24 protein-coding genes are annotated in these 23,395 nt (G+C 72.1%); 9 read left to right on the top strand and 15 right to left on the bottom strand.

All coding sequences use genetic code 11. The features are described 5' to 3' along the window. Positions 1 to 320 precede the first annotated feature (320 nt). On the top strand, positions 321 to 908 hold the full coding sequence (locus OH768_RS52600; protein WP_406464694.1) for a TetR/AcrR family transcriptional regulator: 588 nt from the start codon (positions 321 to 323) through the stop codon (positions 906 to 908). On the opposite strand, the gene OH768_RS52595 is transcribed toward OH768_RS52600, so the two are convergent. From OH768_RS52595 to OH768_RS52560, 8 genes are read right to left on the bottom strand one after another with little or no spacing between them, the layout of a single operon-like run. Then, positions 823 to 2,883, bottom strand: a complete 2,061-nt coding sequence (locus OH768_RS52595; RefSeq protein WP_406464692.1) for an FAD-dependent oxidoreductase — start codon at positions 2,881 to 2,883, stop codon at positions 823 to 825. The two genes, OH768_RS52600 and OH768_RS52595, sit on opposite strands and share 86 nt — an antisense overlap. Continuing rightward, positions 2,884 to 3,717, bottom strand: a complete 834-nt coding sequence (locus OH768_RS52590) for an SDR family oxidoreductase (protein WP_406464691.1) — start codon at positions 3,715 to 3,717, stop codon at positions 2,884 to 2,886. It abuts the gene before it with no gap. Continuing rightward, positions 3,714 to 4,901 (bottom strand): acyl-CoA dehydrogenase family protein, encoded by a 1,188-nt coding sequence (locus OH768_RS52585; protein ID WP_406464689.1) that lies wholly within the window; start codon positions 4,899 to 4,901, stop codon positions 3,714 to 3,716. The genes OH768_RS52590 and OH768_RS52585 overlap by 4 nt, the downstream gene beginning before the upstream one ends. After that, positions 4,898 to 7,849 carry a 3-phosphoshikimate 1-carboxyvinyltransferase gene (gene aroA, locus OH768_RS52580; protein WP_406464688.1) on the bottom strand — a complete coding sequence of 984 codons (2,952 nt, stop codon included), beginning with the start codon at positions 7,847 to 7,849 and terminating at the stop codon, positions 4,898 to 4,900. Before aroA ends, OH768_RS52585 begins: the two co-directional genes overlap by 4 nt. Positions 7,850 to 7,892: 43 nt before the next feature. Next, a complete protein-coding gene (locus tag OH768_RS52575) occupies positions 7,893 to 8,147 on the bottom strand; it encodes an acyl carrier protein (protein ID WP_406464687.1) in 255 nt (84 codons plus the stop codon). Continuing rightward, a complete protein-coding gene (locus OH768_RS52570; RefSeq protein WP_406464686.1) occupies positions 8,144 to 9,244 on the bottom strand; it encodes a beta-ketoacyl-ACP synthase III in 1,101 nt (366 codons plus the stop codon). The genes OH768_RS52575 and OH768_RS52570 overlap by 4 nt, the downstream gene beginning before the upstream one ends. Next, a complete protein-coding gene (locus tag OH768_RS52565) occupies positions 9,241 to 10,293 on the bottom strand; it encodes a 3-oxoacyl-ACP synthase III family protein (RefSeq protein WP_406464684.1) in 1,053 nt (350 codons plus the stop codon). The genes OH768_RS52570 and OH768_RS52565 overlap by 4 nt, the downstream gene beginning before the upstream one ends. A gap of 32 nt (positions 10,294 to 10,325) precedes the next feature. Beyond that, positions 10,326 to 11,174 (bottom strand): arylamine N-acetyltransferase, encoded by an 849-nt coding sequence (locus OH768_RS52560; protein ID WP_406464683.1) that lies wholly within the window; start codon positions 11,172 to 11,174, stop codon positions 10,326 to 10,328. 340 nt (positions 11,175 to 11,514) lie between these two features. Between OH768_RS52560 and OH768_RS52555 the strand changes: the two genes are divergently transcribed. Genes OH768_RS52555 through fabG form a run of 3 tightly spaced genes read left to right on the top strand, consistent with a single transcriptional unit; the run spans position 11,515 to position 13,229 of the window. Then, complete coding sequence (locus OH768_RS52555) at positions 11,515 to 11,907, top strand: PaaI family thioesterase (RefSeq protein ID WP_402361342.1); 393 nt, start codon at positions 11,515 to 11,517, stop codon at positions 11,905 to 11,907. Positions 11,908 to 11,926: 19 nt separating this feature from the next. Next, entirely contained in the window at positions 11,927 to 12,487 is a 561-nt protein-coding gene (locus tag OH768_RS52550) for a flavin reductase family protein (protein ID WP_406464682.1), read from the top strand. Positions 12,488 to 12,524: 37 nt separating this feature from the next. Continuing rightward, positions 12,525 to 13,229, top strand: coding sequence for a 3-oxoacyl-ACP reductase FabG (gene fabG / locus OH768_RS52545; protein WP_406464680.1), 705 nt, complete (start codon positions 12,525 to 12,527; stop codon positions 13,227 to 13,229). A gap of 79 nt (positions 13,230 to 13,308) precedes the next feature. Here the strand turns inward: fabG and OH768_RS52540 are convergent, their stop codons facing one another. The 7 genes from OH768_RS52540 to OH768_RS52510 form a co-directional block, all read right to left on the bottom strand. Further along, positions 13,309 to 14,460, bottom strand: coding sequence for an LLM class flavin-dependent oxidoreductase (locus OH768_RS52540; RefSeq protein WP_406464679.1), 1,152 nt, complete (start codon positions 14,458 to 14,460; stop codon positions 13,309 to 13,311). Positions 14,461 to 14,483: 23 nt separating this feature from the next. Next, a complete protein-coding gene (locus OH768_RS52535) occupies positions 14,484 to 15,743 on the bottom strand; it encodes an FAD-dependent oxidoreductase (protein ID WP_406464677.1) in 1,260 nt (419 codons plus the stop codon). A 32-nt stretch (positions 15,744 to 15,775) separates the two neighbouring features. Beyond that, positions 15,776 to 16,633, bottom strand: coding sequence for a beta-ketoacyl synthase chain length factor (locus OH768_RS52530; RefSeq protein ID WP_406464675.1), 858 nt, complete (start codon positions 16,631 to 16,633; stop codon positions 15,776 to 15,778). Beyond that, positions 16,630 to 17,823 carry a beta-ketoacyl-[acyl-carrier-protein] synthase family protein gene (locus tag OH768_RS52525; protein WP_406464673.1) on the bottom strand — a complete coding sequence of 398 codons (1,194 nt, stop codon included), beginning with the start codon at positions 17,821 to 17,823 and terminating at the stop codon, positions 16,630 to 16,632. The genes OH768_RS52530 and OH768_RS52525 overlap by 4 nt, the downstream gene beginning before the upstream one ends. After that, entirely contained in the window at positions 17,813 to 18,061 is a 249-nt protein-coding gene (locus OH768_RS52520) for a hypothetical protein (protein WP_406464671.1), read from the bottom strand. Before OH768_RS52520 ends, OH768_RS52525 begins: the two co-directional genes overlap by 11 nt. Further along, entirely contained in the window at positions 18,058 to 18,336 is a 279-nt protein-coding gene (locus OH768_RS52515) for an acyl carrier protein (RefSeq protein ID WP_406464670.1), read from the bottom strand. The genes OH768_RS52520 and OH768_RS52515 overlap by 4 nt, the downstream gene beginning before the upstream one ends. A gap of 61 nt (positions 18,337 to 18,397) precedes the next feature. Continuing rightward, on the bottom strand, positions 18,398 to 19,207 hold the full coding sequence (locus tag OH768_RS52510; protein WP_406464668.1) for a 2-amino-3,7-dideoxy-D-threo-hept-6-ulosonate synthase: 810 nt from the start codon (positions 19,205 to 19,207) through the stop codon (positions 18,398 to 18,400). Positions 19,208 to 19,468: 261 nt separating this feature from the next. Between OH768_RS52510 and OH768_RS52505 the strand changes: the two genes are divergently transcribed. The 5 genes from OH768_RS52505 to OH768_RS52485 all read left to right on the top strand — a co-directional run bounded on the left by OH768_RS52505 (position 19,469) and on the right by OH768_RS52485 (position 23,265). After that, on the top strand, positions 19,469 to 20,587 hold the full coding sequence (locus tag OH768_RS52505) for a 3-dehydroquinate synthase II family protein (protein ID WP_406464666.1): 1,119 nt from the start codon (positions 19,469 to 19,471) through the stop codon (positions 20,585 to 20,587). Between the two features lie 98 nt (positions 20,588 to 20,685). Beyond that, on the top strand, positions 20,686 to 22,098 hold the full coding sequence (locus tag OH768_RS52500) for a class I adenylate-forming enzyme family protein (protein ID WP_406464664.1): 1,413 nt from the start codon (positions 20,686 to 20,688) through the stop codon (positions 22,096 to 22,098). Further along, positions 22,095 to 22,547 carry a MaoC family dehydratase N-terminal domain-containing protein gene (locus OH768_RS52495; protein WP_406464662.1) on the top strand — a complete coding sequence of 151 codons (453 nt, stop codon included), beginning with the start codon at positions 22,095 to 22,097 and terminating at the stop codon, positions 22,545 to 22,547. Before OH768_RS52500 ends, OH768_RS52495 begins: the two co-directional genes overlap by 4 nt. Next, positions 22,544 to 22,975, top strand: a complete 432-nt coding sequence (locus tag OH768_RS52490) for a MaoC/PaaZ C-terminal domain-containing protein (RefSeq protein WP_406464661.1) — start codon at positions 22,544 to 22,546, stop codon at positions 22,973 to 22,975. Before OH768_RS52495 ends, OH768_RS52490 begins: the two co-directional genes overlap by 4 nt. After that, positions 22,972 to 23,265 carry a chorismate mutase gene (locus OH768_RS52485; RefSeq protein ID WP_406464659.1) on the top strand — a complete coding sequence of 98 codons (294 nt, stop codon included), beginning with the start codon at positions 22,972 to 22,974 and terminating at the stop codon, positions 23,263 to 23,265. Before OH768_RS52490 ends, OH768_RS52485 begins: the two co-directional genes overlap by 4 nt. Positions 23,266 to 23,395 lie beyond the last annotated feature (130 nt).

The raw sequence follows: 23,395 nt of genomic DNA, 5'->3' as shown, positions 1-23,395 counted from the left end.
AGGTGGCGCGGGTAGGGGTGCTGTGCAGCGTGGCGTGCTCGGCGGCGGTTTCCTCGTTTTACGGTACGGCGACGGGGGGTGCCTGTGGGTCGGCCTGGTAGGGGCGCCTGGGTGCCTTGGGCCGCTGTCGGCCGTCGGTCCGCCGGAGGCCGGGGGCGCGGTTGAGTCGGTGCCTGGCGAGGTGGCATAAGGGGCAGGTCGGATCGGTCCGGGTCTCGATCTGCATGGTCGGTCTCCAGGTGATGAGCTGTGAAACGGCTCCAGCCTATACAACAGGCGTCGCTTATCCATTTCGTGTCGTTCATAGGTAGGGTGGCAGGGTGCTGGAATCCAACGCAGAGACCTCGACAGGCCGCGTCGACCCTCGGGTGCTCAGGACGCGCGCGCTGCTTCGTACGGCCGCGCTGGAACTCGCCTCGGAGCGCGACGCCGACACCATCACGATGGCCGACATTGCTGAGCGGGCCACGGTGAACCGGGCCACCGTCTACCTTCACTACAAGGACCGGGACGAGCTGCTGCTCGCGGCGATGGAGGGTGAGATCAGTGGTCTTGCCCGTGCCGCCGCCAGCTGCCCGCTCGCCCGTCCGCCGGACCGGATGCCTCCCGAGTTGGTGGAGCTGTTCCAGCACGTGGAGTCGAACGCCACGCTGTACCGGCGGCTGCTGGGCCCGTCCGGTACTGCCCGTTTCGTCAACCGGCTGCGGGACCTGCTCGCGCAGGAGGTGATGGCCCAACTGGGCGCCTCGGGTGCCCAGCCGTCCGGCGCGCTGCCGGACGACCTGCGCGCGCACTACCTCGCTGGTGCCTTCGTGGGTCTGATCACCCAGTGGTTGACGAGGTCGGACCGGTTGTCCTACCAGGAAGCAGCGGCTGCGGCGTGGGAAGGGCTGCGGCGCGCCTCCTGAAGCCGGCGTTGTCGGCCGTCTCGCGGGCCAGGGTGTGCGCGGCGCGCATGCCTTCCTCCACGGCTCGGACCGCGTTCAGGGCGCGGGCGTCGGCTGCGCCGCCTGCGACGCGATGGTTGATGCCTGCTGCGGCCAGTACCGGCAGCAACGCGTTCGCCGGTGTCTGTCCGGCCGCGATCACCACAGTGTCGGCCGGTTCCAGCCGTTCGGTGCCCTGGTCGTCCTGCAGCAGCACGCCCTGCGGCAGTACGGCCCGGTAGCGTATCCCGGTCCGCCAGCGCACGCCCCGTTCGCGCAGTTCGGCCAGTACGGCCCACCGGGTGCTGCGGCCCATGCCCTCGCCGATACGTCCGGAGCGGCGCAGCAGGCAGATCTCGTGTCCCCGCTGGGCGAGCAGGTGTGCCAAGTCCACGGCGATGCCGCCGCCGCCGATCACCACTACCCGGTGTCCCAGGCGTCGGGGGTGGCGCAGGGCGTGTTGGTAGTCGACGACGTGCGGCAGGTGCTCGCCGGGCAGGGCGGCGGGGCGCGGGGCGACGCCGGTTGCGAGCAGCACCCCGTCGAAGCTGCGCAGGAGATCGGTGTGGGTGGTGTTCAGGGGCCGGTTGAGGTGGATGCTCACGCCGAGTCTGTGCAGTTCGGCGGCGAAGTAGCGGATGGTGTCGCCGAAGTCCTCCTTGCCGGGGATGAGTCGGGCCAGCCGGAATTGGCCGCCGAGTTCGTCGGCCGCCTCGTACAGTTCGACCCGGTGGCCGAGTGTGGCCAGGGTCCGGCTTGCCTCGAGTCCGGCCGGTCCTCCGCCGATCACCGCGAGTCTGGGCTGTCGGGATCGTCGGCAGCCGGTGCGGCGCGGGAACTCCAGTTCCCGTCCTGCCCGGGGGTTGACGAGGCAGGAGACGGGTTCGTCGGCCAGTGAGCGGTCGATGCAGGCCTCGTTGCAGGCGATGCAGATGTTGGTCAACGCGCCACCGGGGCGCCGTGCCTTGCGCACGATCTCCGGGTCGGCGAGGAAGGGGCGTGCCATGGATACGAAGTCGGCCTGTCCAGAGGCCAGTACGCGGTCGGCGAGGTCCATCCGGTTGATCCGGTTGGAGGCGATCACGGGGGTGTGCAGGCCTGCCGCCCGAACCGCGCGGCGGATCCGGGCCGCTTCGCCGGTCCAGGCGCCCGGCGGGACCAGGCTCTGCACGGTCGGTACCCGCGATTCGTGCCAGCCCACGCCGACGTTCAGTGCGTCGGCGCCGGCCCGGGCCAGTTCGACGGCGAAGCGGTCGGTCTCCTCGGGGGTGCTGGAGCCGGGCATCAGGTCTGTGCCGGAGATCCGGAGCAGCACCGGGAATCCGGGGCCGACGGCGGCCCGTACGGCGTTCAGTACGGCCAGTGGGAAGCGGGTGCGGCGTTCGGGGTCGCCGCCCCAGGCGTCGTCGCGGATGTTGGCCAGCGGGGACAGGAACTGGTTGAGCAGATATCCCTCCGAGGCCATCACCTCGACCGCGTCGAAGCCCAGTTCGCGGGCGTGGCGGGCGCCGTCGTGGAAGCGGCCGATCAGTTGGTGGATGCCCGTCTCGTCGAGCGCTCGGGGGACTTCGCGGCTCAGTCCTCCGGCGAGCGCCGATGGTGCGACCGGGGTGTGTCCGGTGGCCTGTCTGGTGGTGGAGCGTCCGGCGTGGAACAGTTGGAGCGCTATCCGGCCGCCTTCGCGGTGTACGGCGGCTGCCCAGGCGGCGAGGGCGGCGTGCCGGGCGGGGTCGTCGATCCTGGCGTAGTGCTGTCCTCCCGAGCCCTCCGGGCCGATTGCGCAGCCTCCGGTGACGATGAGACCGGCACCGCCCCTGGCCCGTTCCGCGTAGAAGGCGGCCATCGTTGTGCCGTCGTCGTCGCGGGTTTCGAGGTTGAGGTGCATGGCTCCCATGACGATGCGGTTGGCCAGCCGCAGGTTGCCCAGGTTGCCTGGTCTGAAGGCGTGCTCCAGCACCTACGCCTCCCGGGTGGGCCGCTCGCCGAGGCTGAGCGGTGGCGAGGTGTCGGCGAAGAACGGCGGTGCGACGATGCTGAGTCCGCCGTCGACCACCAGGGTCTGGCCGGTGATGTACTCGGCGGCGGGCGAGAGCAGGAAGGCGATGCTGTCGGCGACTTCCTGGACTGTGCCGGCGCGTTTCTTGGGGATTCGGTCCAGGACGGTTCTCATGTCGGCCATGCCGGGGACCCCGTAGAAGTACGCGAGGGAGTCGGAGTCTATGAGGCCGCCGTTGACGCTGTTCACGTTGATGCCGTAGGGGGCGAACTCCACGGCCATGTAGCGGACCCAGGACTCGATGGCTGCCTTCATCGAGCCGAGCGCCGCGTACGTCGGGTAGGCGCGGATGCTGCCGTAGCTGGACAGGGCCACGATCCGGCCTCCGGAGTCCATCAGCTGGACGGCCTGCTGGGCGCCAAGCACGAATGGGCGCAGGTTCATGGCGTATGTGCGGTCGAGGTGGTGCGGCTTGAGGTCGAGGATGTTCTTGAAGGCGCCCGCTGCCGCGTTGGACACGAAGTGGTCGAGCCTGCCGTACTCTTCGTGGACTGCGGTGAACAGGGTCTTCACGCCCTCCACGGTCTCTACGTCGGCCTGTACGGCGAAGCCGCGCCCGCCGGCTTCCTCCAGGTCGGCGACGGTCTTCTCGGCGAGGTCGGCGTTCTTCTTGTAGTTCACCACCACGGTGGCGCCGCTGCGGCCGAGGGTGAGTGCGAGGGCCCGTCCGATGCCGCGGGATGCCCCGGTGATCAGGGCCACCTGGTCCTGGAACGGTCTGTCGGGTGTGGTCATCGGTCGGTCTCCGTACGGTTGAGCAGTTCGCGGAAGACGATCGTCTTTTGAATCTCGTTGGTGCCTTCCTCGAAGCGCTGGGCTCGGGCGTCCCGGTAGATCCGTTCGATCGGGCTGGTCTTCCAGTATCCGGAGCCGCCGTGTATCTGGAGGGCTTTGTCGGTGACGCGGCTGAGCATGTCGACGGCCGTCAGCTTGGCCATTGAGGAGAGCATCGCGGCGTCGGCGTCGCCTGCCTCCCAGCGGCGGGCGGCGTGCAGGGTGAGTTGCCTGGCTGCTTCGATGTCGGCCTCGTTCTCGGCAAGCATGAACTGGAGGGCCTGCCGGGAGGTCAGGGGGCGGCCGAAGGTGATCCGGTTGCGGGCGTACTGGAGGGCCAGTTGCTGCGCGCGGCGGGCCAGGCCGACGCAGCTCATCGCCACCGAGATCCGGGAGGGGGTGAGGAATCCGCCGAGGGCGACCGTGAGGCCGTCGCCTTCGGCGCCGAGCCGGTTGGCGACCGGGACGGGGGTCCGGTCGAAGGTGAGCCGGGCGTGGTCGGTGCCGGTGACGCCCATGGTCTGTGAGGTGTCCTCGACACTCACGCCGGGTGCGTCGCGCGGGACCATGAGGGCGACGGTGCCCTCGTGTCCGTTGCTGCCTGCGAGCCGTGCGGCCAGCAGCCAGTAGTCGCAGCGCACCCCGAAGGTGATGAGGTGCTTGACGCCGGTCAGGTAGTACGTGTCGCCTTCCCGTTCGACACTGGCGCGTATGTCCGCGCCGGAGCCGGCGTCCGGTTCGGTGAGTGTGAACGCGGCCTTGATGCGGCCCGCGATCGACGGCAGGACGAATCGCTCGCGCTGCTCGGGGGTGGCAAAGCGGTCGATGGCCCGCCAGGTGCCGTTGACGACGTGTACGACCATGCGCAGCGAGCCGTGGGAGCGGGAGAACAGCTCCATCAGGTCCATCCACTGCGGGAAGGACAGTCCGCGCCCGCCGTACGCGCGGGGGGCGGCCAGTGACAGGTAGCCGCGTTCGCGCAGTTCGCTCCACAGTTCCTCGGGGACCTCTCCGGTGCGTTCGATGCGCTCGGCCCACGCTTCGGCGGGGCCGGCCACGTATGCGGCGATGTCGGCGTGCAGCAGTTCGAACTCGGCGGTGTCGATGCCGGGTGCCGCGGTCGCGGCCTCGGTGGTGATGGTCATGCCTGCTGCTCCTGGAGTGGGGTGGGGCGGCGGGTCTGGGCCCACTGCCTGAGGACGAACTTCTGGACCTTGCCCGCGGGGTTGCGGGGAAGCCGGTCGACGACTTCGAGCCGCTCCGGCCAGTAGTGTTTGGAGACTTGTTGCTGGTCGAGGTACTTGCGCATGGCCTCCAGGTCGAGGTCGGTGCCGTCGGCGAGGGAGGCGAAGGCGCAGGCTCGTTCGCCGAGCCGTTCGTCGGGTGTGCCGACGACGGCGACTTCGTCGATCGAGGGGTGCTGGTGCAGAAGTTCCTCGATCTCGGCGACGGGCACCTTCTCGCCGCCGCGGTTGATGACGTCCTTGACCCGGCCGGTGATGCGGACGTAGCCGTCGGAGCCGATGACGGCCAGGTCTCCGGTGCGGTACCAGCCGTCGTCGGCCCAGGCCTCGGCCGTCAGGGCGGGGCGGTCCAGGTAGCCGACGAAGACGGTGTCGGAGCGGACCTCGAAGTTGCCCTCGCTGCCGGCGGGCAGGCTCTGTCCTGTGTCGTCGGTGACGCGCAGTCCGACGCCGGGCAGGGCGCGGCCGTCGGTGCCCCACGCTTTTTCGGGGGGGTCGCTGGGTGCGGAGAGCGAGCCGAGGCAGGTCTCGGTGGTACCGAACGCCCCGCACACGGCGGTGCCGAGGACGGCGGTCGCCCGCTCGGCCAGGGCTCGCGGCACGGCGGCTCCGGTCACCACGACCGCGCCGAGCGTTGCGGGGGCGGTGCCGTCGGCCTCGACCTCCTTGACCAGGTCGGCGAGGAACGGCGTCGCGGCCTGCATGAACGTGGCGCCATGCGTGGTCATCGCGCGCAGCGCGGAGCGCGGGTTCCAGTGCGCCTGGAGGAGTTGAGGTGCTCCGAGGGCGATCGCCGACCACATGCCGTAGAGGAAGCCGGTCTGGTGGGCGAGCGGGGACGGGATGAAAACCACGTCACGGTCGTCGAGGCCGAGCCGTTCGGCCTGGAGGCGGGCGGCGTGCGCGAGGGTGTCGTTGCGGTGCAGGACGCCCTTGGGTTCGCCGGTGGTGCCGGAGGTGAACAGCAGTTGGGCCAGCGCGTCGGGGGCGGGGCGGCGGAGGGCGAGCGCGTCGGGGTCGATGTCGGCGGTGGCGGTGACGGCGCCCCAGTCGTGCCAGGTGACGCCGGGTGTGCCGGCGGGCAGTTCTACCGGCTCGCGGTCGCCGCTGACGACGGCGACGTGGCGTATCCGGGCGCGGCCTGTGGGTTCCTCGGCGAACCAGGTCTGCGTCTCGCGGCGGTGGTCGCGGTTGCGGAAGCGGTCGGCGACGAGCAGTACGCTTGCGCCGGAGCGGCGCAGTGCGAACGCCATCTCGCGCTGGCGCAGGATCGGCATGAGCGGGCAGCAGACGGCGCCGATGCGCAGAGCGGCGAGGGAGACCTCGACGAACTCCGCCCAGTTGGGCAGCTGGTAGGCGACGGCCTCGCCAGGTCGCACCCCGAGGCCGAGCAGGGCGGTGGCGGCGCGGTCGACGCGCTGGTTCAGCTCGGCCCAGGTCAGCCTGGTGTCGTGGTCGTCCCGGGCGTCGACCAGGGCGGTCTCGTCGGGGCGGTGGGCGGCCCAATAGCGCAGCTGGTCGGCGGGGGCGGTGGACGCGGCCGGCCCGCGGCCCTGTTCGACGGTCAGCCGCAGCCCGAGACCGGTCAGGTCGGTCAGGAACCCTGGGTAGGAGATCTGGTACGCCTTCGGGTAGGTGAGAGTGGTGACGCCGTGCGCCCGGGTACCGGCCAGGGCGAGCGACATCAGGATCCGGTGGTCGTTGTACGAGGACAGCCGGGCGCCCGTGAGGCTGCCGACGCCGCGCACCCGTAGTCGGTCGCCGTCCAGGGTGAGGTCGGCGCCCATCGCGTTGAGCTGGAGCATGGCGGCGACCCGGTCGGATTCCTTGAGCCGGACGTGCCCGACGTGCTCGAAGACGGTCTCCCCGTCGGCGAGGGCGGCCAGCGTGGACAGCACCGGGAGCATGTCGGGAACCTGGCGGCAGTCGACGGTGGTACCGCGCAGGCGGGTGCCGTCGTGGCGGATACGGACCCCGCCCGCCGCCTCGTCGAGGGCCATCGGTACGCCCATGCGCCGTACGACGTCCAGGAAGCCGATCTCGGGGTGATCACCCGGGTCGCCGTCGAGCCGAGTGATCCCCCGCAGCAGAACGTCGGAGGGGTGCAGGGCGGCGGCCGCGATGCCGAACGCGGCCGAGCCGAGATCGGGCGGCAGGACCAGGTCGGTGGGGCGGGCGTGCTGGCCGGGCTCGATCTCGAAGCGCCGCCAGTCGTGGGCGACGCCCACCCGCAGTCCGAAGCGGCGCATCATCGCCACTGTCAGCTCCACGTACGGGCGTTCGTTGAGTTCGCCCTCGACCTCGACCACGGTGGGCCCGGAGGCGAACGGGGCGAGCAGCAGCAGCCCCGATATCCACTGCGACAGGGTGCCGGGGATAACCACCCGGCCGCCGCTGGGACGGCCGGGAGTCAGGTGCACCGGCGGGCAACCGTCGGCGGACTCCAGCCGTACGCCCAGGTCCCGCAGCGCGTCGAGCAGCGGCCCGACCGGCCTGTGCCGGAAGTACTTCTGGCCGGTCACGGTGACGGGGGTGTCCGCCAGTGAGGCGAGGCCGAGCATGAAGTACAGCGTCGTACCGGAGCTGCCTGCCGAGACGGACGTGCCGCGCGGCCGGTAGCGTCCGCCGGTCACCACGTAGGTGTCGCCCTCGACGGTGATGCGGGTGCCGAGGTCGCGCAGCAGGCGGACGGTGTACCGCACGTGGCGGGCGTCGGAGACGCCCTGGATGCGGCTGGTGCCGTCGGCGAGCGAGGCGAGGATCAGTGCGCGGTGCACGTGGTATTTGGATGGAGGGACCAGCAGCTCGCCGCGCAGCGGCTTTCTGCTCGGCCTGGCCATGAGATGCATGAACTGCCTTTCCGGCTCGTCGAGTCGGGGCGGGAGGCGGCCGTCAGGCCGGGATCTCTCCGCGTTCGAGGTAGGCGACCGCTTTGCCGACGGTGGTGAGCTGGTCGAAGACCTCGTTGGGCACCTCGGTGCCGAAGCGGCGCTGGACCAGGACGAACAGCGACACGACAGTCAGCGAGTCCAGGGCGAGGTCCTCGGTGAAGGAGCTGTCGGGGGTGACGTCCTGGGCCGGTACTCCGGCGACCTCGTCGAGGATCTCCTTGAGGGTCTGGAGGGTGTCGCTCTGCACTGCGGTCATGATCGGGTCTCCTTCGTGGGTGCGGTCGGGGTGGTGTCGGTGGCGGGTGCGGTGACGGCCGGGCGGGGCGGCCCGGCGGGTGCCGGGGGCAGCCGTACGACCTGTCCGGCCCAGACGAGGCCGGTGCCGAAGGACAGCAGCAGCGCGAGGCCGCCGGGCCGGGCGTCGCCGCGGGCGAGCAGTTCCTCGATGGCGAGCGGGACGGACACCGCGGAGGTGTTGCCGTGGATCTCGACGGTGCGGGCTACGGTGACTGTGGCGGGCAGGCCAAGGCCTTTGACCAGTTCGTCGGTGATCCGGGCGTTGGCCTGGTGCGGGACGAAGGCGTCGAGGTCGGCGGCGCTCACTCCGGCCCGTGCCAAGGCTTCTTCGGCGATCGGGCCGAGTTGGTAGGCGGCCCAGCGGAAGACCTCGCGGCCGTCCATGGTGATGTATGGCCGGCCCAGTCCGGGTGTCTCGCGCAGGGCGGCCCACGAGTGGGTCTGGCGGATGGTGTCCTTGTGGGAGCCGTCGGAGCCCCACACCACGGGTCCTACGCCGGGCTGGTCGCTGGGTCCGACGACGGCGGCGCCCGCCCCGTCGCCGAACAGGAACGCGGTGTGGCGGTCGGTGGGGTCGAGGAGTTCGGAAAGCCGTTCGACGGCGATGACCAGGACGTGGCGGGCGCTGCCCGCGGCGACCATGTCGGAGGCGAGGGAGAGTCCGTAGCAGAAGCCTGCGCAGCCGGCGGAGATGTCGAAGGCCCCGGGTGCGCCGGCGCCGATGCGGTGGGCGACCCCGGCTGCGAGGGAGGGGAACTGGTGCAGGTGGGAGACGGTCGACACGATGACGCATCCGATCTCGCGGGCGTCGATCCCGGCGTGTTCCAGGGCCCGTTCGGCGGCGGTGGCGGCCATGTACTCGACGGTTTCGGAGGGCTCGGCCCAGTAGCGGACCTGGATGCCGGAGCGGCTGCGGATCCATTCCTCGGAGCTGTCGATCTGCTCGCAGATCTCCTTGTTGGTGATCGTGCGGGAGGGCAGGTAGGTGCCGAGGCCGAGGAGGCCGGTCGGGGCGCCGCGGAAGATGGGACGGGTGGGCGGGGGCGGGGTGTTCACGCGGTCGCCACCGTCTCGAAGTCCTCGGCGCCGCACCAGCGGACCAGTGCGACACCGACGCTCAGGCCGGAGCCGAACGCGGCGAGCACGACCTCGTCGCCCGGGGAGAGCCGGCCGAGGTCCTGGGCCTCGCGCAGCACCAGGGGCACGCTGGCGCCCGAGGTGTTGCCGTACTTCTCGATGTTGGTGAGGGTGCGGTCCTCGGGGACGCCGAGGGCGGCCATGATGCCGCGGACGATGTAGAGGTTGGCCTGGTGCAGCGCGAACAGGTCGATGTCGTCGGCCTTGCGGTCGGCCCGGGCCAGCAGCGCCTGGATGATGCCGGGGACTTCGCCGACGGCGAAGTCGTGCACGTCGCGGCCCGACAGCTGGGCGAAGTTGTCGCCGAACCCGCTGGTCAGCGGGGTGCCATCGCGCAGGGTGCGTTTCTCGCGGGCCACCCAGACCGACTGGTAGCGGGTCGGGTCGCTGTGCAGCAGGGTGGGGCCGAGGCCCCGGTCGGGGCGGCAGCGCTCCAGCAGGTAGCAGGCGGCTCCGTCGCCGAAGATGACGGCCGGGCCGGGGTCCTTCCAGTCCATGGTCCGGGTGTTGACATCGGCGAGGACCACGGCGACCCGCCGGTACTCGCCGGAGGCGAGGTACTTGGCGCCGACGTCCAGGGCGAACACTCCCCCGGGGCAAGCGCCGCTGTTGATGTCGAACCCGGTGGCGCCGTGCGCGCCCGCCTTGTCGATCACCAGCATCGCGGCGGGCGGTGCCATGTTGTCGGGGGTGTAGGTGCCGCAGATGACGAGGTCGATCTCTGCGGGATCGATGCCCGCGCGGGCGCAGGCGTCCTTGAGGGCAGCGGCTGCGAGGTCGGAGGTGTGTTCGTCGTCGGCGGCCATCCGGCGGGTCTCGACACCGATGTTCGCTCTGATCCAGTCGTCCCGGGTCAGGAGAATCTCCTCCAGGTCGGTATTGCTGACCGACTTCTCGGGGAGATATCCGCCGACCGCCCGAATTCCCACGCCCCAGGACCGCTCGAGCGGTTTTCCGAATGTGCCCATGCGACGATTCCTGTTCGTTTCGGTGAGCGGGTTCAGATGATTCGGCGTGCGTTCTCGCGCCGGTTCGCCCTGGCCTTGTGCCAGGCGTCGAGTGCCTCGGTGACGAGTTCCGGATGGCCGTCGAGGACCTCCCCGAGCGCCTGTGCGGCGTCGTCGGCGTCGGCGAGGTAGTCGATGGTCTGGGTGCCGCCGCGGGCCCGTACGACGTTGTCGCCGAGGACGGCGATCTTGCCGTCGGGCAGGGTGCGCGAGCACAGCAGGCTGCCGGTCAGCGGAGAGTCCTCGGCCTCCAGGTGGAAGTCCACGATCCACGCGTAGTCCGGGATCTCCAGCGGCTGCCCGGCGAAGCGGTAGACCAGCGTCCACACACCGTCGGAGCCGGCCCGCAGCAGGGTCGGGCCGTCGTCATCGGCCACCACGCGGAACGTCCATCCGCCCTGTTCCGCCGGGGCACCGGAGATGTCCAGCGGCTGCGGCGGGGAGACCATCAGGAACCCGACGTCCACGAGGTAGGTGGTGCCTTCGACGGTGACCAGCAGCACCAGGTGGTCCCAGTGCGGCCACCATTCGCCGCTGACCCGCCACATCTGCGCGGCCACCAGCCGCACGTCGAACCCGGCGGACCGCAGGAACGCGCCGAACAGTGGCGTGGCTTCGAGGCAGGTGCCCCCGCGACGGCGGCGGACCAGCTTGTCGAAGATGTCGGCGTACTCCAGCGATGGCCGGATCCCTTCGAGGGATTCGAGCATCTCGTAGGGGACCGCGCCGAGGTGGGCGGCGAGCAGGGCCCGCAGGCAGTCCGCGGTCGGCTCCACCGGCCCGGCGTAGCCGATCCGGTCCAGGTATTCCGGCCACGGGAGCCGGTCGGAATCCGCGGGCACGGAGGAATGGGGCGCGAATTCCAAGGAGTTCTCCGATGGCTCGGGATGCGGGATTCGGGCGGTTCGGTGAAACGCTGCCGCGATGAATCCTGGAAGAACTGATTCGCGCTTATAAGACCCGACTGCCCTGCTCGATGGTGCACCCCGATGACGTCACCGACGGATGAGATTCGGGTACGTGGATCAGGTCTTGGCCGGCCTGCCCGGGCGCGCGACAGTACGGGATGAAGCCCGGTGCCCCACGGTGCTCGGGCCCGCGACCCAGGAGAAGAGACCTATGGAGAGCAGGGCCGTGAAGGCCGACGTCCCGGCGCCGGCCGAACCGCCGGTGCCCCGCAGCATGTTGTCCGTGCCGCCCTCGCTCGCGGATCGGCAGCTGGCCACGCGGATGGGCATCGAGATCGTGTCCTGGGACGCGGACCGGCTGGTCGGCACGATGCCCGTGGAGGGCAACCAGCAGCCGTTCGGCTGGCTGCACGGCGGCGCCAACGCGGTGCTCGCCGAGACCCTCGGATCGGTCGCGGCCGGCATCCACGTCGCCCCGCGGGGCACGGTGGCCGGGATCGAACTGTCCTGCACGCACCACCGCTCCGCCCGCAGCGGCCTGGTGACCGGTGTGTGCACCCCGCTCGAGCGGGGCGACCGGGTGGCGTCGTACCAGGTCTCCATCACCGACGACCAGGGGCGACTGACGTGCACGGCCAGGCTGACCTGCCTGGTCTACAAGCGCTGAACCCGAGAGAGGCGAACGCATGTCGATGCACGTTGCGCGGCGGCCGGGCGGCGCGGGTGGCCGTACCGCCTCCGTGGACGCCGCGCTCTTTCGCCGCACGATGGGCCTGCTGCCGACCGGCGTCACGGTCGTCACCGCCGGCAGCGGCGGCACGACCGAGGCCGTGACGGCGAGTTCGGTCACCTCCATCTCGCTGGACCCGCCGCTGGTGATGGTGAGCGTCGGCGCGACCGGCAGGCTGCGCGGGGCGATCGAGGAGGCGGGCGGCTTCGCCGTGAACGTACTGGGCGAGGACCAGGCGGAGCTGTCCGCCGTGTTCGCCGGCCGGGACCGGCCGCGCGGCGAGCGGGCGCAGGAGCGTCTGGGCGGCCGGATCGGCGACGGCGGGCACGCGCTGCTGGCCGGTGCGGTGTTCTCCCTGGAGTGCCGTACCGAGCACGTCTATCCGGGCGGCGACCACGTGCTGTTCCTCGGCCGGGTCGGCGCGGTGCACGCGGCCGAGGAGGTCCGGCGTCCGCTCATCCACCACCAGGGCGGTTACGCCGTCCTTGGGTCCCTTCCCGCGCAGGCCGGAGCCTGAGCGATCCGTGAACCGACTCAAGAAGGAGCACACCACTGTGGGACGTTCGGTACTGGTCACAGGCGGCAACCGCGGCATAGGGCTCGCGGTGGCCCGGCGGTTCGCCGCGCACGGCGACTCGGTGGCCGTCACCCACCGCGGCTCGGGCGCCCCGGAGGGCCTGCTCGGCGTCAAGTGCGATGTCACGGACGCCACGCAGGTCGCCGAGGCCTTCGCACAGGCGGAGGCGGCGCACGGGCCGGTGGAGGTGCTGGTGGCGAACGCCGGCATCACCGACGACGGGCTGCTGATGCGGATGGGGGACGAGCAGTTCTCCCGGGTGCTGGAGACCAACCTCGGGGGTGCCTTCCGGGTGGCCCGCCAGGCGTCCGCCGACATGGTGCGCAGGCGTGGGGGACGGATGGTGTTCCTGTCGTCGGTGGCCGGGCTGCGCGGCTCGGCCGGGCAGGCCAACTACGCGTCCAGCAAGGCGGGCATGGTGGGCCTCGCGAGGTCTCTGGCCCGCGAGTTCGGGCCGCGGTCGATCACCGTGAACGTGGTCGCGCCGGGTCTGGTGGACACCGAGATGACCGAGGGCCTCGGGCAGCGGCGCCGCGAGCAGATCCTCGGCGAGGTGCCGCTGGGCCGGAGCGCGTCCGCCGAGGAGGTCGCGGAGGCGGTCTTCTGGCTGGCGTCGCCCCAGGCCGCGTACGTCACGGGGGCGGTCCTGCCGGTGGACGGCGGGCTCGGCATGGGCCACTGAGCGCGCCCACCGCGCGAAGCCGGGCGGCGGCCCCCTCGTCCAGGGGGCCGCCGCCCGGCTTCGTGGTCCGTGCCCGGCGCTACTTCGTCGCGGGCGCCGGACGGCCGAGCAGGGTGGCGCCGTGCCGCTCGGCCCAGGCGCGGGTCTGCTGCGAGGTCCACTCCTGGGAGGCCTCCAGGCCGCGCAGCGAGCCGTTGAAGCGGGGTGCGACGAACCGGGCGAGCAGTTCGAAGCTGTGCTTCATACGGTCGCGGGGCGCCCAGTCCTGGACCGTGACCAGGAGCCGGCCGAAGCCACCGGTGGCCTCCTGGACACGTGCCACGGCCTGGATGGCATCGTCCACGGAACCGATGATCGCACCGTGGTTGTCGACGGCCGCCTCCAGCGCCTTGCGGGCGTCGGCGCGCGAGAGCGCGATCGGCAGTCCGAGGGTCTGCGCCCAGTACTCGTTGCGGTAGCGCAGCCAGCCCTCCACCACGTCTCGGTAGGCGTCCTCCCGGGTCTCCGCGATGTGCACGGGCAGGGTGACACGCCAGTCGGCGCGGTCGGCGGTGCGGCCGTGCTCGGCGGCGGCCTCCTCGGCGTGCTCCCACTGCGCGCGCAGGTCGCTGGGCGAGGTGCCGGGGCGGGGGGTGCCGAGGGAGAGCGGCCCGAGGCCGTGCTGCCCGGCCAGCCGCATCCCGCTCGGCGAGGAGGCGCTGGAGACCGCCACGGGTATGCCGCCCGCCGAGTAGGGGCGCAGCTGAAGGCGCGCGTCGCGCAGTTCGAACCAGTCGGTGCTCCGGGTCAGCGGTTCCTCGCTGCGCAGCAGGTGCAGGATCACCTCCAGTGCCTCGGCGGTACGCGGGCGAGTGTCCGCCGGGTCGATGCCGAGGATGTGCATGTCGGAGGGGAGCGAGCCGGCGCCGACGCCGAGCTGGAAGCGGCCCCGCGTCATGTGGTCGAGCTGCACGGCCCGCGAGGCCACCATGAAGGGATGGTGGTAGGGCAGGCTGGTGACGCCGGTGCCGAGCCTGATGTGCCGGGTGCGCTCGGCGGCGGCGGCGATGAACAGTTCGGGCGAGGCGATCGTGCCCCAGCCGGCCGAGTGGTGCTCGCCCACCCAGAACTCGTCGTAGCCGAGCTGGTCGAGCCATTCGAGCAGCTCCATGTCCCGCCACATGCTGAGGGTCGGGTCCTCGCCGAGCGGGTGCAGCGGTGAGAGGAACGCGCCGAAGCCGATCCGGTCCATCTGGAAACTCCTTCTGCGGTGTGTCAGTGGTTCGCGGCGGCGTACCGCGCCTGGTGCGCGGCGGCCCGCGCGAGCAGCGGCCTGATCTCGGGCTGGCCGAGGGCGAGGACCTCGAACTCGGGGGCGCGTTCCCGCTCCGGTGCCGCCTGGTCGGCGCGGGCGGGGGTGTTGGTGGCCTGGAGGTTCTGCAGGGCCTCGATGTAGGGGCGGCGGATCCGTTCGAACGCGTCGAAGCCGCCGGTGTCCTGGCCGGTCAGCGCCTGGTCGACGGCGTCCGTGAGGCACACGGCGTCCTGGAGGGAGGTGTTCATGCCCTGCCCCGCGAAGGCGTGCATCCCGTGCGCGCTGTCGCCGAGCAGAACGACGTTGCCCGCGCTCCACGTCCGTGCCCGTACCGAGTGGTGCTGGACGCGGCGTACCTGGTCCCAGTCGGTGATGTGCCGTGCGAACCAGCCGGCCAGCCGGGGCACCACGTCGGACCACACCTTCACCAGGCCCTCCACCGGCCCGTCGAGGACCGCGGCGGCGGCTGCCGCGTCGGTGATCCATACGATCACCAGGCCGTCCTCGCCGCGGCGGGTCTCCAGCAGGTAGCCGTGCGCGCCGAAGTGCGCCCGGGTCAGCTCGTCCCAGCCGGGCGGGATGGGCACGCCCGCGTCGAGGTAGCCGCCGCCGGACCCGGTGACCTCCGCGGGGATCCCGGCGAGCGCGCGGGTGGCGGAGTCGCGGCCGTCGGCGGCCAGCAGGTACGCGGGCCGGTACTCGCGGGTGCCGCCGGGCGTACGGACCGTCAGGGTGCGGGTGCCGCCGGGGGTGCCGCCGAGCGACTCGACCTCTGCACCCCACACCAGCGTCACGTTCGGCAGGGCGTCCAGCGCGGCGAGCATCCCGCCCAGCAGTGCGCCGGGCCGCAGCGACAGCGCGTACGGGACGGGGCTGGCGGGGAGTTCCTCGTAGCGGTAGCTGCCCGCAAGGGTGCCGCCGAAGTAGGCCTCGGCGCCGAGCATCCGGCCGGCTCCCGCGGAGGCGGCGGTGAGCAGTCCCGCCTGGTCGAGGAGGCCGAGGGTGACCGGCTGCACGATGACGGACCCGCCGGCCGCGGGTGCGGCGCCGGCGGGGTCGGGGCGGCGCTCCAGTACGGTGACGCGCCGGCCTCGGCGACCGAGCAGCAGTGCCGCCAGCAGTCCGGCCGGTCCGGCGCCGACGACGACGCAGTCGGGGGCGGTGTCGTCCCCGGCAGCGGGGGCGGGCCCGGTGGGGCCGCTCGATGCGTTCGCGTTCAATGCGGATACCTTTCCTGTGGTTCTCGGGTCGGTCAGGGGGCGGTGGGGCCGACCTGGAAGCGGTCGGGGCCGCTGGTGTGGACGACCGCGCGGGTCACCCGGCCGCCGCTGACCCGTTCGGCGGCCTGCGCGGTCTCCACCAGGGCGCGCAGCCAGCCGAAGGGTGCGCTCCACGCGGCGGTGGTGGCCGTGGGAGCAGGCTCGGCGGGTACGGACCTGAGTTCGGGCAGTCCGGGCGTGGTGCGGCGCAGCAGCAGGGCGACCGCCGCATCACCGGCGGGCAGCGCCTCAAGGCCTTCCTCGGCGGCGATCCGCTCGTGCACCCAGGTGGCCCGCCGGCCCGGCTCGGTCTCCACGCCGATCACCAGGACCTGTTCCACGTCGTCCTGGTCGAGCAGCAGGTCGGCGGTGCGCAGGGCGTCGGCAGCCAGGTCGCCGCCCGCCGAGATGCAGGTGAGCTGCCCGGTGATGCCGTACCGCTTGGTGAGGTGGCCGAGGATCGAGGTGGTGACGGACTGGAAGAACAGCAGGGGGCTGTGGACCTGTCCGGCGACCAGGCGCTGTGTGGCGGTGTCCGTAGTGGTGGTGTCGCCGTAGAGAGTGGCCAGGACGACGGCCGTTCGCGGTCCGAGGTCGCCGACCAGGTCGTCCGGGGTGCCGGGCGCGCCGAGGCAGGCGGTGACCACGTCGTGGACGAGGGGGCTGAAGCGGGAGACGACGAAGCCGACCACCTTGGGCAGTTCGGCGTCGGCGGCGCCGGGCAGCCCGGCCGCAGCCTCTCCCCACGGGGTGCGGCAGGCGGCGCCCGCGATGGCGCGCGGCCGGGTGAGCGCGGTCGGCATACGGGCGTCCTTCGTCGGTGGGGTCGGGTGGCGTGCGGCGGATGTCATGGCCGCTCCAGCACGAGGGCGGCGTTGACCCCGCCGAACGCGGCGTTGAGGGAGAGCGCGTAGCGGGCGTCGGACGGGCGGGCCACGGACGGGATGTGATCGAGGTCGCAGGCGGGGTCGGGCTCGGTCAGGCCCGCGGTGGGCGGCAGTACGCCGTCGCGCAGGGCGAGCAGGGTGATCACGGCCTCGACGGCTCCGGTGGCCTCCAGCATGTGGCCGGTGCTGCTCTTGGTGGAGCTGACCGGTACGGCGCCGGTGTGCGGGCCGAGGAGGCGGTGCAGAGCAGCGGTCTCGGCGACGTCGTTGAGGGGGGTGCCGGTGCCGTGCGCGTTGACGTAGCCGAGGTGCTCGGGCCGTATCCCGGCGCGGCGCAGCGCGGCTTGGGCCGCCGCGGCGAGACCCAGGCCCTGGGGGTGCGGCTGAATGACGTGGTGGGCGTCGGCCGCCATGCCCCATCCGGCGACTTTGGCCTGCACCTCGGCGCCTCGGGCGCGGGCACGGGCGGCGTCCTCCAGGACGAGTACGGCCACGCCGTCGCCCTGAAGAAGTCCGTCCCGGTCGGCGGCGAAGGGGCGGACGCGGTCCCGGCGGCTGAGGGCCTTGCCGGAGTCGAACTTGGCGAACACGTCCTCGGTGACGAGGTACGCGCCGCCGCAGACCACGGTGTGCGCGGCGCCGCTCGCGATGAGGGCCGCGCCGTGCGCGATGGCGTTGGTGGAGGCGACGCAGGCATTGACGAACGCGAGCCGGGTGCCGCCGAGGCCGTGGCGCTCGCCGAGCCGGTGGGCGAGGCGGGCGGGAAGGCTGTCCAGCATGCGCCGGTCGGCGGGCTGGTGTCCGGCCGCGCTGTCCTCCCAGAAGGAGCGGGCCGCCGCGTAGTCGCCGTTGGTACCGAGCAGGACCGGCGCGTCGGCAGCGTCGGTGCCGGCCATCCGCAGCGCCTCGGCGGCGCACGCGTCCAGTACGTCGGCCTGGGCTGGTGTGTATCCGGGCTTGACCGGCACGTCGGGCACGGGCGGACCGTCGCCCTCGTAGGTCCCGGCGTAGGTGGCCCGGTAGGGGGCCGGGTCGAAGCGGGTGACCGGCGAGAACCCGGGCCGTCCGGCGAACACGCCGTCGCGCAGGGCCTGGGCACCGAACCCGAACGCGGTGAACACGCCGAACCCGGTGATCGCCACCTCATGCGTCATGGACGACCTCCTTGGCCGTGGTGCGAGTGAGCAGGCGGTGTAGTTCGGCCGCCGAGGTGCAGGAGGCGAGATCCTCCTCGTCGTCCGGTGCGACGGTGATGCCGTGCTCCTCCTGGAGCAGGTGCACCAGCCAGACCAGGGTCAGGGAGTCGAGTACGAACTCGTCGTCCGGGTCGGCGTCCTCGGCGAGGAAGCCGCACTCGCCGAGCATCCGTACGACGTCGCGGACGGAGATCACTGAGCGGCCCCGCCCGCGGCCACGCGGGAACGGCGCTCGACCACCACCGCGACGAGTTCGCCGAGGGTGGAGACGACCTCGGGATCGAGCTCCGACTCCGGCAGCTCGATGTCGTACTCGCCCTCCAGCTGGAGCATCAGCTCGATGGTGGCGAGGGATTCCAGGCCGAGGCCGGAGTCGCCGAGGGGCGTGCCGTCGTCGACCCGGTCCGGGAGGGGCAGGTTGATCACGTCGCGCACCACGGTCAGGACGAACGCGCGGGTTTCTTCATGCATGGGTGGTTCCTTCGGCAGCGGGTGGACAGGGCGGGAGGTGCCGGGCGCGTCGGGCGCCCGCTCAGCGCACGACGGCCGGGACCGGGCCGGTCAGCAGTTCCGCGGAGTCGGCCAACCCGTGGATCACCTCGGCGAGTTCACGGACCGCCTTGACGGGCTCGGGGTGCTGGAAGACACCGCGGCCGACGGCGAGGCCACTTGCTCCGGCGGCCATCGCGGCGGTGGCGAACTCGTTGAGCGCGGTGCCCGCGGGGCCGCCCGCGAGCAGCACCGGGATGGGGCAGCTGTCGACGATCTCGGCGAGCCGCTCGAACGGCTGCGGCCACGAGGTCTTGACGAGGGTTGCGCCGAGGTCGGCCGCCACGTTCACCACGTGCGCGAGCAACGCCGGGGCATGCGGGTCGGTGACGCGCGGGCCGCGCGGGTAGGCCATGGCCAGCAACGGGACGTTCCAGCGCTGGCAGGCCTCGGCGACCGAGCCGAGGTCGGACAGTTGCGCGGCCTCGGAGTCGGAGCCGATGTTGACGTGGACGCTCACCGCGTCCGCGCCGAGCCGGACCGCCTCCTCGACATCGCCGACCAGGACCTTGGCGTCGCCGTCGAGCGCGTGCGGGGTGCTCGCGCTGAGGTGGACGACGAGGGCGCACTCACGCAGCAGCCGGGGATCGACCGTCCTGGCCCGTCCCTTGTGCACGACGATCGCGTCGGCGCCGCCGGCCACCACGTCGCTCACCAGCCCGTTGAAGCGGGCGGCGTCGACGATCGGCCCGTCGGCCACCGAGTGGTCCATCGGCACGAAGAGGAAGCGGCCATCCCGGTGCCGGGAGAGCCGGGCCAGCCGAACGGCGAGCCCGTCGGACCGTGCAGTCATACTCCATCAACTCCTGGTTTCCATGCGGGTGTTGCCGCACCTCGGCAGGCAAGCTGGAGTCTTGCGCGGGTGCCTTGGCGCGGCAGCCCCCGAATGGAGCGTCAGTAGGGCAGCCGCGGGCAGCGCGATGGAGGTAGCCGTACAGGCAGGTGGGGCCCCGCCTGTACGGAGCCCGGTCGAGCAGTCCTATCGAGCATGTGGGGCACGGGTGCCCGATGCGAGGGTTTCGGCTGTCAGCGAGCCGACGTAGGGATGGTAGTTGTGAAATTCGCTTGGGTTGATCTCCGCTCCGTCGCCGCCGACCGGCGGGAGTCGATCGTCGACGCCACGGTCCACGCCCGGCTGGCCGGCGTGCTGGACGACCGGCTGGAGACGCTCGCACTCCTGCCGCCGACGGTGCAGAAGCTGCTGGTCACCGAGGACGGTGCGACGCTCGCGCCGGAGGCCGCCGACGTCGCCGACGTGGTGCTCACCCGGATCAGGACCACGGCGGAGTTGGACAAGCTGAAGCTGGCCGCGGCCGACCGGCCCGATCGCTTCGGCGCGTTCGTCGAGGTCATCGACGACCCGACGCTGCGGGTGGCGTGCGCCGCCGCGCAGGCGCTGGAGTACACGGTGGTGAAGTTCCGCGACCCCACGAAGATCCCGCTGGAGATCGTGATCGCCGCCGCCGACAAGTCCCCGGGGCGTCTGATCTGCGAGGCGGACGGCCTGGAGGAGGCCGGCATCATCGTCGACGTCCTGGAGAAGGGCTCGGACGGTCTGCTGTTGGCCCCCAAGGACGCCAACGACATCTTCGGTCTGACGGCGCTGCTGGCCAGCAGTACCCCCGACCTGGACCTGACCACGCTGACCGTGGAATCGATCGAGCACAACGGGCTCGGCGACCGGGTGTGCGTGGACACCTGCACGCACTTCGAGAAGGACGAGGGCATCCTGGTCGGCTCGTACGCGCACGGCTTCGTGCTGTGCGTGAGCGAGACGCACCCGCTGCCGTACATGCCGACCCGGCCGTTCCGGGTGAACGCCGGCGCGCTGCACTCGTACGTGCTGGGCGCGGACAACCGGACGAACTACCTCAGCGAACTCAAGGCGGGCAGCACGGTTCTCGGCGTCGCGGCCGACGGGCGGACCCGGCGGATCGTGGTGGGCCGGGTGAAGCTGGAGTCGCGTCCGCTGCTGACGGTCCGGGCGCGTTCGGAGAGCGGTGTCGAGGTCAGCCTGACGCTCCAGGACGACTGGCACGTACGGGTCCTCGGTCCGGGCGCGGCGGTGCTGAACTGCACCGAGCTGAAGCCCGGCGACAAGCTGCTGGGCTACCTCGCCACCGACAAGCGTCACGTCGGCTGGCCGGTGGGCGAGTTCTGCATCGAGAAGTGACCGACGCGCGAGGTACGACCGGCATCCGTCCGAGCGGGATGCCGGTCCCCGCCTCCACGTTCACGCTCGGCACGGAGCCTGACGGAAGGGATGACGCGATGGCTGCCGCCACGGACTTCGACTCCTGGCTCGCCGCTCTCCTGTCGGACCGGGAACGTTTCGACGAGGTGTGGGCCCACGGTGAGACCGTGGTGACCCGGCACCGGCTGCGCGCCGGCACCGAGCGCGCGGGTGCGGCCCTCGCGGCGCACGGAGTCAAGGGCGGCAGCACGGTCGCCGTCCAGGTACCGCCGAGTTTCACCCTGCTGTGGTCGGTGTTCGCGCTGTGGTCGGCGGGCGCGCAGGTGATGCTGTTCGACCCGCGGCTGACGGCCGCCGAGACGGCCCGGCTGCTGGAGCTGTGCGAGCCGCAGTTCCATCTGACCTCGCCCGCCTCCGGCCGGTCCACGGCCGTCTTCCGGGACGAGTGCGAGGTGCTCGTGGAGCGCCGCCGGACCGGCCGGCCGGCACAGAGCGACCACGCCCTGCTCCAGTTCAGCTCGGGTTCGACCGGGCTGCCAAAGGTGATCGGCCGCCGCGGCCGGTCACTGCTCGCGGAGGTGGAGCGGTTCGCCGGCCTGCCCGACATGCCCAAGCGGGGCGAGAACCTGCTGCTGCTCAGCTCGCTGATGCACTCCTTCGGACTGATCGGCGGTGTTCTGCATTCGCTGTCGGCCGGGGTGGTGCTGCACTTCGCCGCCCGCCCGCAGCCCTTCGAGCTGCTGAAGCTGATGGCGGAGCGGCCGGTGGACGCCGTGTTCGGGGTGCCGGTCCACTTCGACCTGCTGAGCCGGACCGCCGCACCGCCGCCGCTGCCCGCGCTGCGGCTGGCGGTCTCCGGCGGCGAGATGCTGTCGGGTGAGGTCTTCGACCGGTTCGCGCGGCGCTACGGCGTCCGGGTGGGCCAGGCGTACGGGATGACCGAGGCGGGCATCATCGCCACCGACCTGACGGGGCGTCACGGACCGCCCGCGGTAGGGCTCGCGGCGCCCGGTGTCGGGACGGCCGTGGTCGAGGGGACCCTGCGGGTGCGCCTGGCAGAGGACCCCTACCTGCACACGGACCGCGCCGAGCGGTTCACGGACGGCTGGCTCAACACGTACGACCGGTGCCGGGTACGGCCCGGTTCGGGGGTGCTGGAGATCAACGGGCGGGCCGACTCGGTGGTCGCGATCGGCGGGCTGAAGGCCGACCTCACGGAGATCGAGGCGGTGCTCGCCGCCCATCCCGGGGTCGGGGAGGTCGTTGTGGTCTTCGGCGAGGCGATCGAGGCGCATGTGGTGGTCAGGGGGACGCTCGGCAAGAGCGCGCTGCTCGACTGGTGCAGGGACCGGCTCAGTGCGCACAAGATTCCCAAGGTGTTCCACCTGAGCGCGGCGGCGCTGCCGCGCACCAGCAACGGAAAGCTGATCCGCAACCGCGAGCTGCTGCACGCGGCGCGGGAGAAGGGCCCTCGGGCGGTGATCCGGTGATCGACACGGCGTTCGTGGGCAGCAGGCCCGCGCCCTTCACGATGGACGTGGAGCGCGGCAGGCTGCGGATGTTCAACGAGGTGGTGGGGGCGCCCGGGGCGGAGTTCACCGACCTGGACGCCGCCCGGCGGGCCGGCCACCCGGACCTGCCGGTACCGCCGACCTTCCTGTTCGGCCTCGACCTCGCGGACCCGTCGGACCTGCTGGCCGCAATGGGCGTGGACCTCGGCCGGGTGCTCCACATCGAGCAGGGCTTCGTCTACCACCGCCCGGCGTTCGCGGGCCAGACCCTCACCTTCGCGCCGGTCATCACGGACATCAGGGCCCGCGGGGCACTGGAGTTCGTGGTGCGCGACACGGCGGTGACCGGTCCCGGCGGATCGCCGGTGGCGGACCTGCACCAGGTGATCGCGGTACGGGCGGCGGGCGAGGGCGGGGAGGGGGCATGAGCGTGGTCCCCCCCGCACCGGCCGAGGTCGGCACCGAACTGCCCGGACTTGCGGGCGTACGGGTCACCCGGACGCTGCTGGCGCTGTTCGCCGGCGCGTCCGGCGACCACAACCCGGTCCACATCGACCCGGACGCGGCCCGTGCGGCCGGTCTGGACGACGTGATCGCGCACGGCATGCTGTCCATGGCGCTGCTGGGGCGGCTGCTGGCGAGCTGGGTGCCGGTCCAGGACCTGCTCTCGTTCAAGGTCCGCTTCTCGGCGCCCACCCCGGTCCACGCCGTGCTGCGCTGCACAGCCCGCGTCACCGCGATCGACGGGGACGAGGGGGTGCGCCGGGCCCGGCTGTCGCTCACCGTACGGATCGAGGACGGCCCGGTCACCGTGCGCGGCGAGGCCTTCGTACGGCTGCCGGGGGCAAGGCTGTGAGCGGGGTGCGGTCGGCCGACGAGCGGGTGGCGCAGCAGTACGACTACATCGGTGAGCTGGACCGGTCGCTGATCGATCTGGTCGTCCGGCGCAGCGAGGCGGCGGCGGAACTCACCTCGCTGTGCCGCCGGCTCGGCTCGCCCGGTGTGGAGCTGGCCCGGGAGAACGCCGTACTGCGCCTCTACCACTCGGCGCTCGGCCGCCCGGGCACCTCGCTGGCGCTGCTGCTGCTGGGCCTGGGCCGGCCCGAGCGCCGTGCGGCGGGCGAGGAGGAGGAGGCGCACGGGTGAGGCGGGGGCCGCTGACAGCACCGGGGCCGGGCACGCACGGATGTGCCCGGCCCCGGTGCTGTGGGCGGCCCCCGCCTTCGGGCCGGGCCCCGGCAGCTCCCGGCGAAGCCCGCACCCGGGCCCGTCCCCG

It is taken from the genome of Streptomyces sp. NBC_01622 (assembly GCF_045209635.1).
Lineage (GTDB): Bacteria > Actinomycetota > Actinomycetes > Streptomycetales > Streptomycetaceae > Streptomyces.
This window is presented reverse-complemented; position numbering and strand designations above follow the sequence as displayed.

What these genes read in the sequence shown, in the direction of transcription:
- OH768_RS52590 (WP_406464691.1), bottom strand. Translation starts at nt 3,717, where the DNA reads ATGACCACACCCGACAGACCGTTCCAGGACCAGGTGGCCCTGATCACC.
- OH768_RS52585 (WP_406464689.1), bottom strand. Translation starts at nt 4,901, where the DNA reads ATGACCATCACCACCGAGGCCGCGACCGCGGCACCCGGCATCGACACC.
- aroA (WP_406464688.1), bottom strand. Translation starts at nt 7,849, where the DNA reads ATGCATCTCATGGCCAGGCCGAGCAGAAAGCCGCTGCGCGGCGAGCTG.
- OH768_RS52575 (WP_406464687.1), bottom strand. Translation starts at nt 8,147, where the DNA reads ATGACCGCAGTGCAGAGCGACACCCTCCAGACCCTCAAGGAGATCCTC.
- OH768_RS52565 (WP_406464684.1), bottom strand. Translation starts at nt 10,293, where the DNA reads ATGGGCACATTCGGAAAACCGCTCGAGCGGTCCTGGGGCGTGGGAATT.
- OH768_RS52555 (WP_402361342.1), top strand. Translation starts at nt 11,515, where the DNA reads ATGTTGTCCGTGCCGCCCTCGCTCGCGGATCGGCAGCTGGCCACGCGG.
- OH768_RS52550 (WP_406464682.1), top strand. Translation starts at nt 11,927, where the DNA reads ATGTCGATGCACGTTGCGCGGCGGCCGGGCGGCGCGGGTGGCCGTACC.
- OH768_RS52540 (WP_406464679.1), bottom strand. Translation starts at nt 14,460, where the DNA reads ATGGACCGGATCGGCTTCGGCGCGTTCCTCTCACCGCTGCACCCGCTC.
- OH768_RS52530 (WP_406464675.1), bottom strand. Translation starts at nt 16,633, where the DNA reads ATGACATCCGCCGCACGCCACCCGACCCCACCGACGAAGGACGCCCGT.
- OH768_RS52525 (WP_406464673.1), bottom strand. Translation starts at nt 17,823, where the DNA reads ATGACGCATGAGGTGGCGATCACCGGGTTCGGCGTGTTCACCGCGTTC.
- OH768_RS52515 (WP_406464670.1), bottom strand. Translation starts at nt 18,336, where the DNA reads ATGCATGAAGAAACCCGCGCGTTCGTCCTGACCGTGGTGCGCGACGTG.
- OH768_RS52510 (WP_406464668.1), bottom strand. Translation starts at nt 19,207, where the DNA reads ATGACTGCACGGTCCGACGGGCTCGCCGTTCGGCTGGCCCGGCTCTCC.
- OH768_RS52500 (WP_406464664.1), top strand. Translation starts at nt 20,686, where the DNA reads ATGGCTGCCGCCACGGACTTCGACTCCTGGCTCGCCGCTCTCCTGTCG.
- OH768_RS52490 (WP_406464661.1), top strand. Translation starts at nt 22,544, where the DNA reads ATGAGCGTGGTCCCCCCCGCACCGGCCGAGGTCGGCACCGAACTGCCC.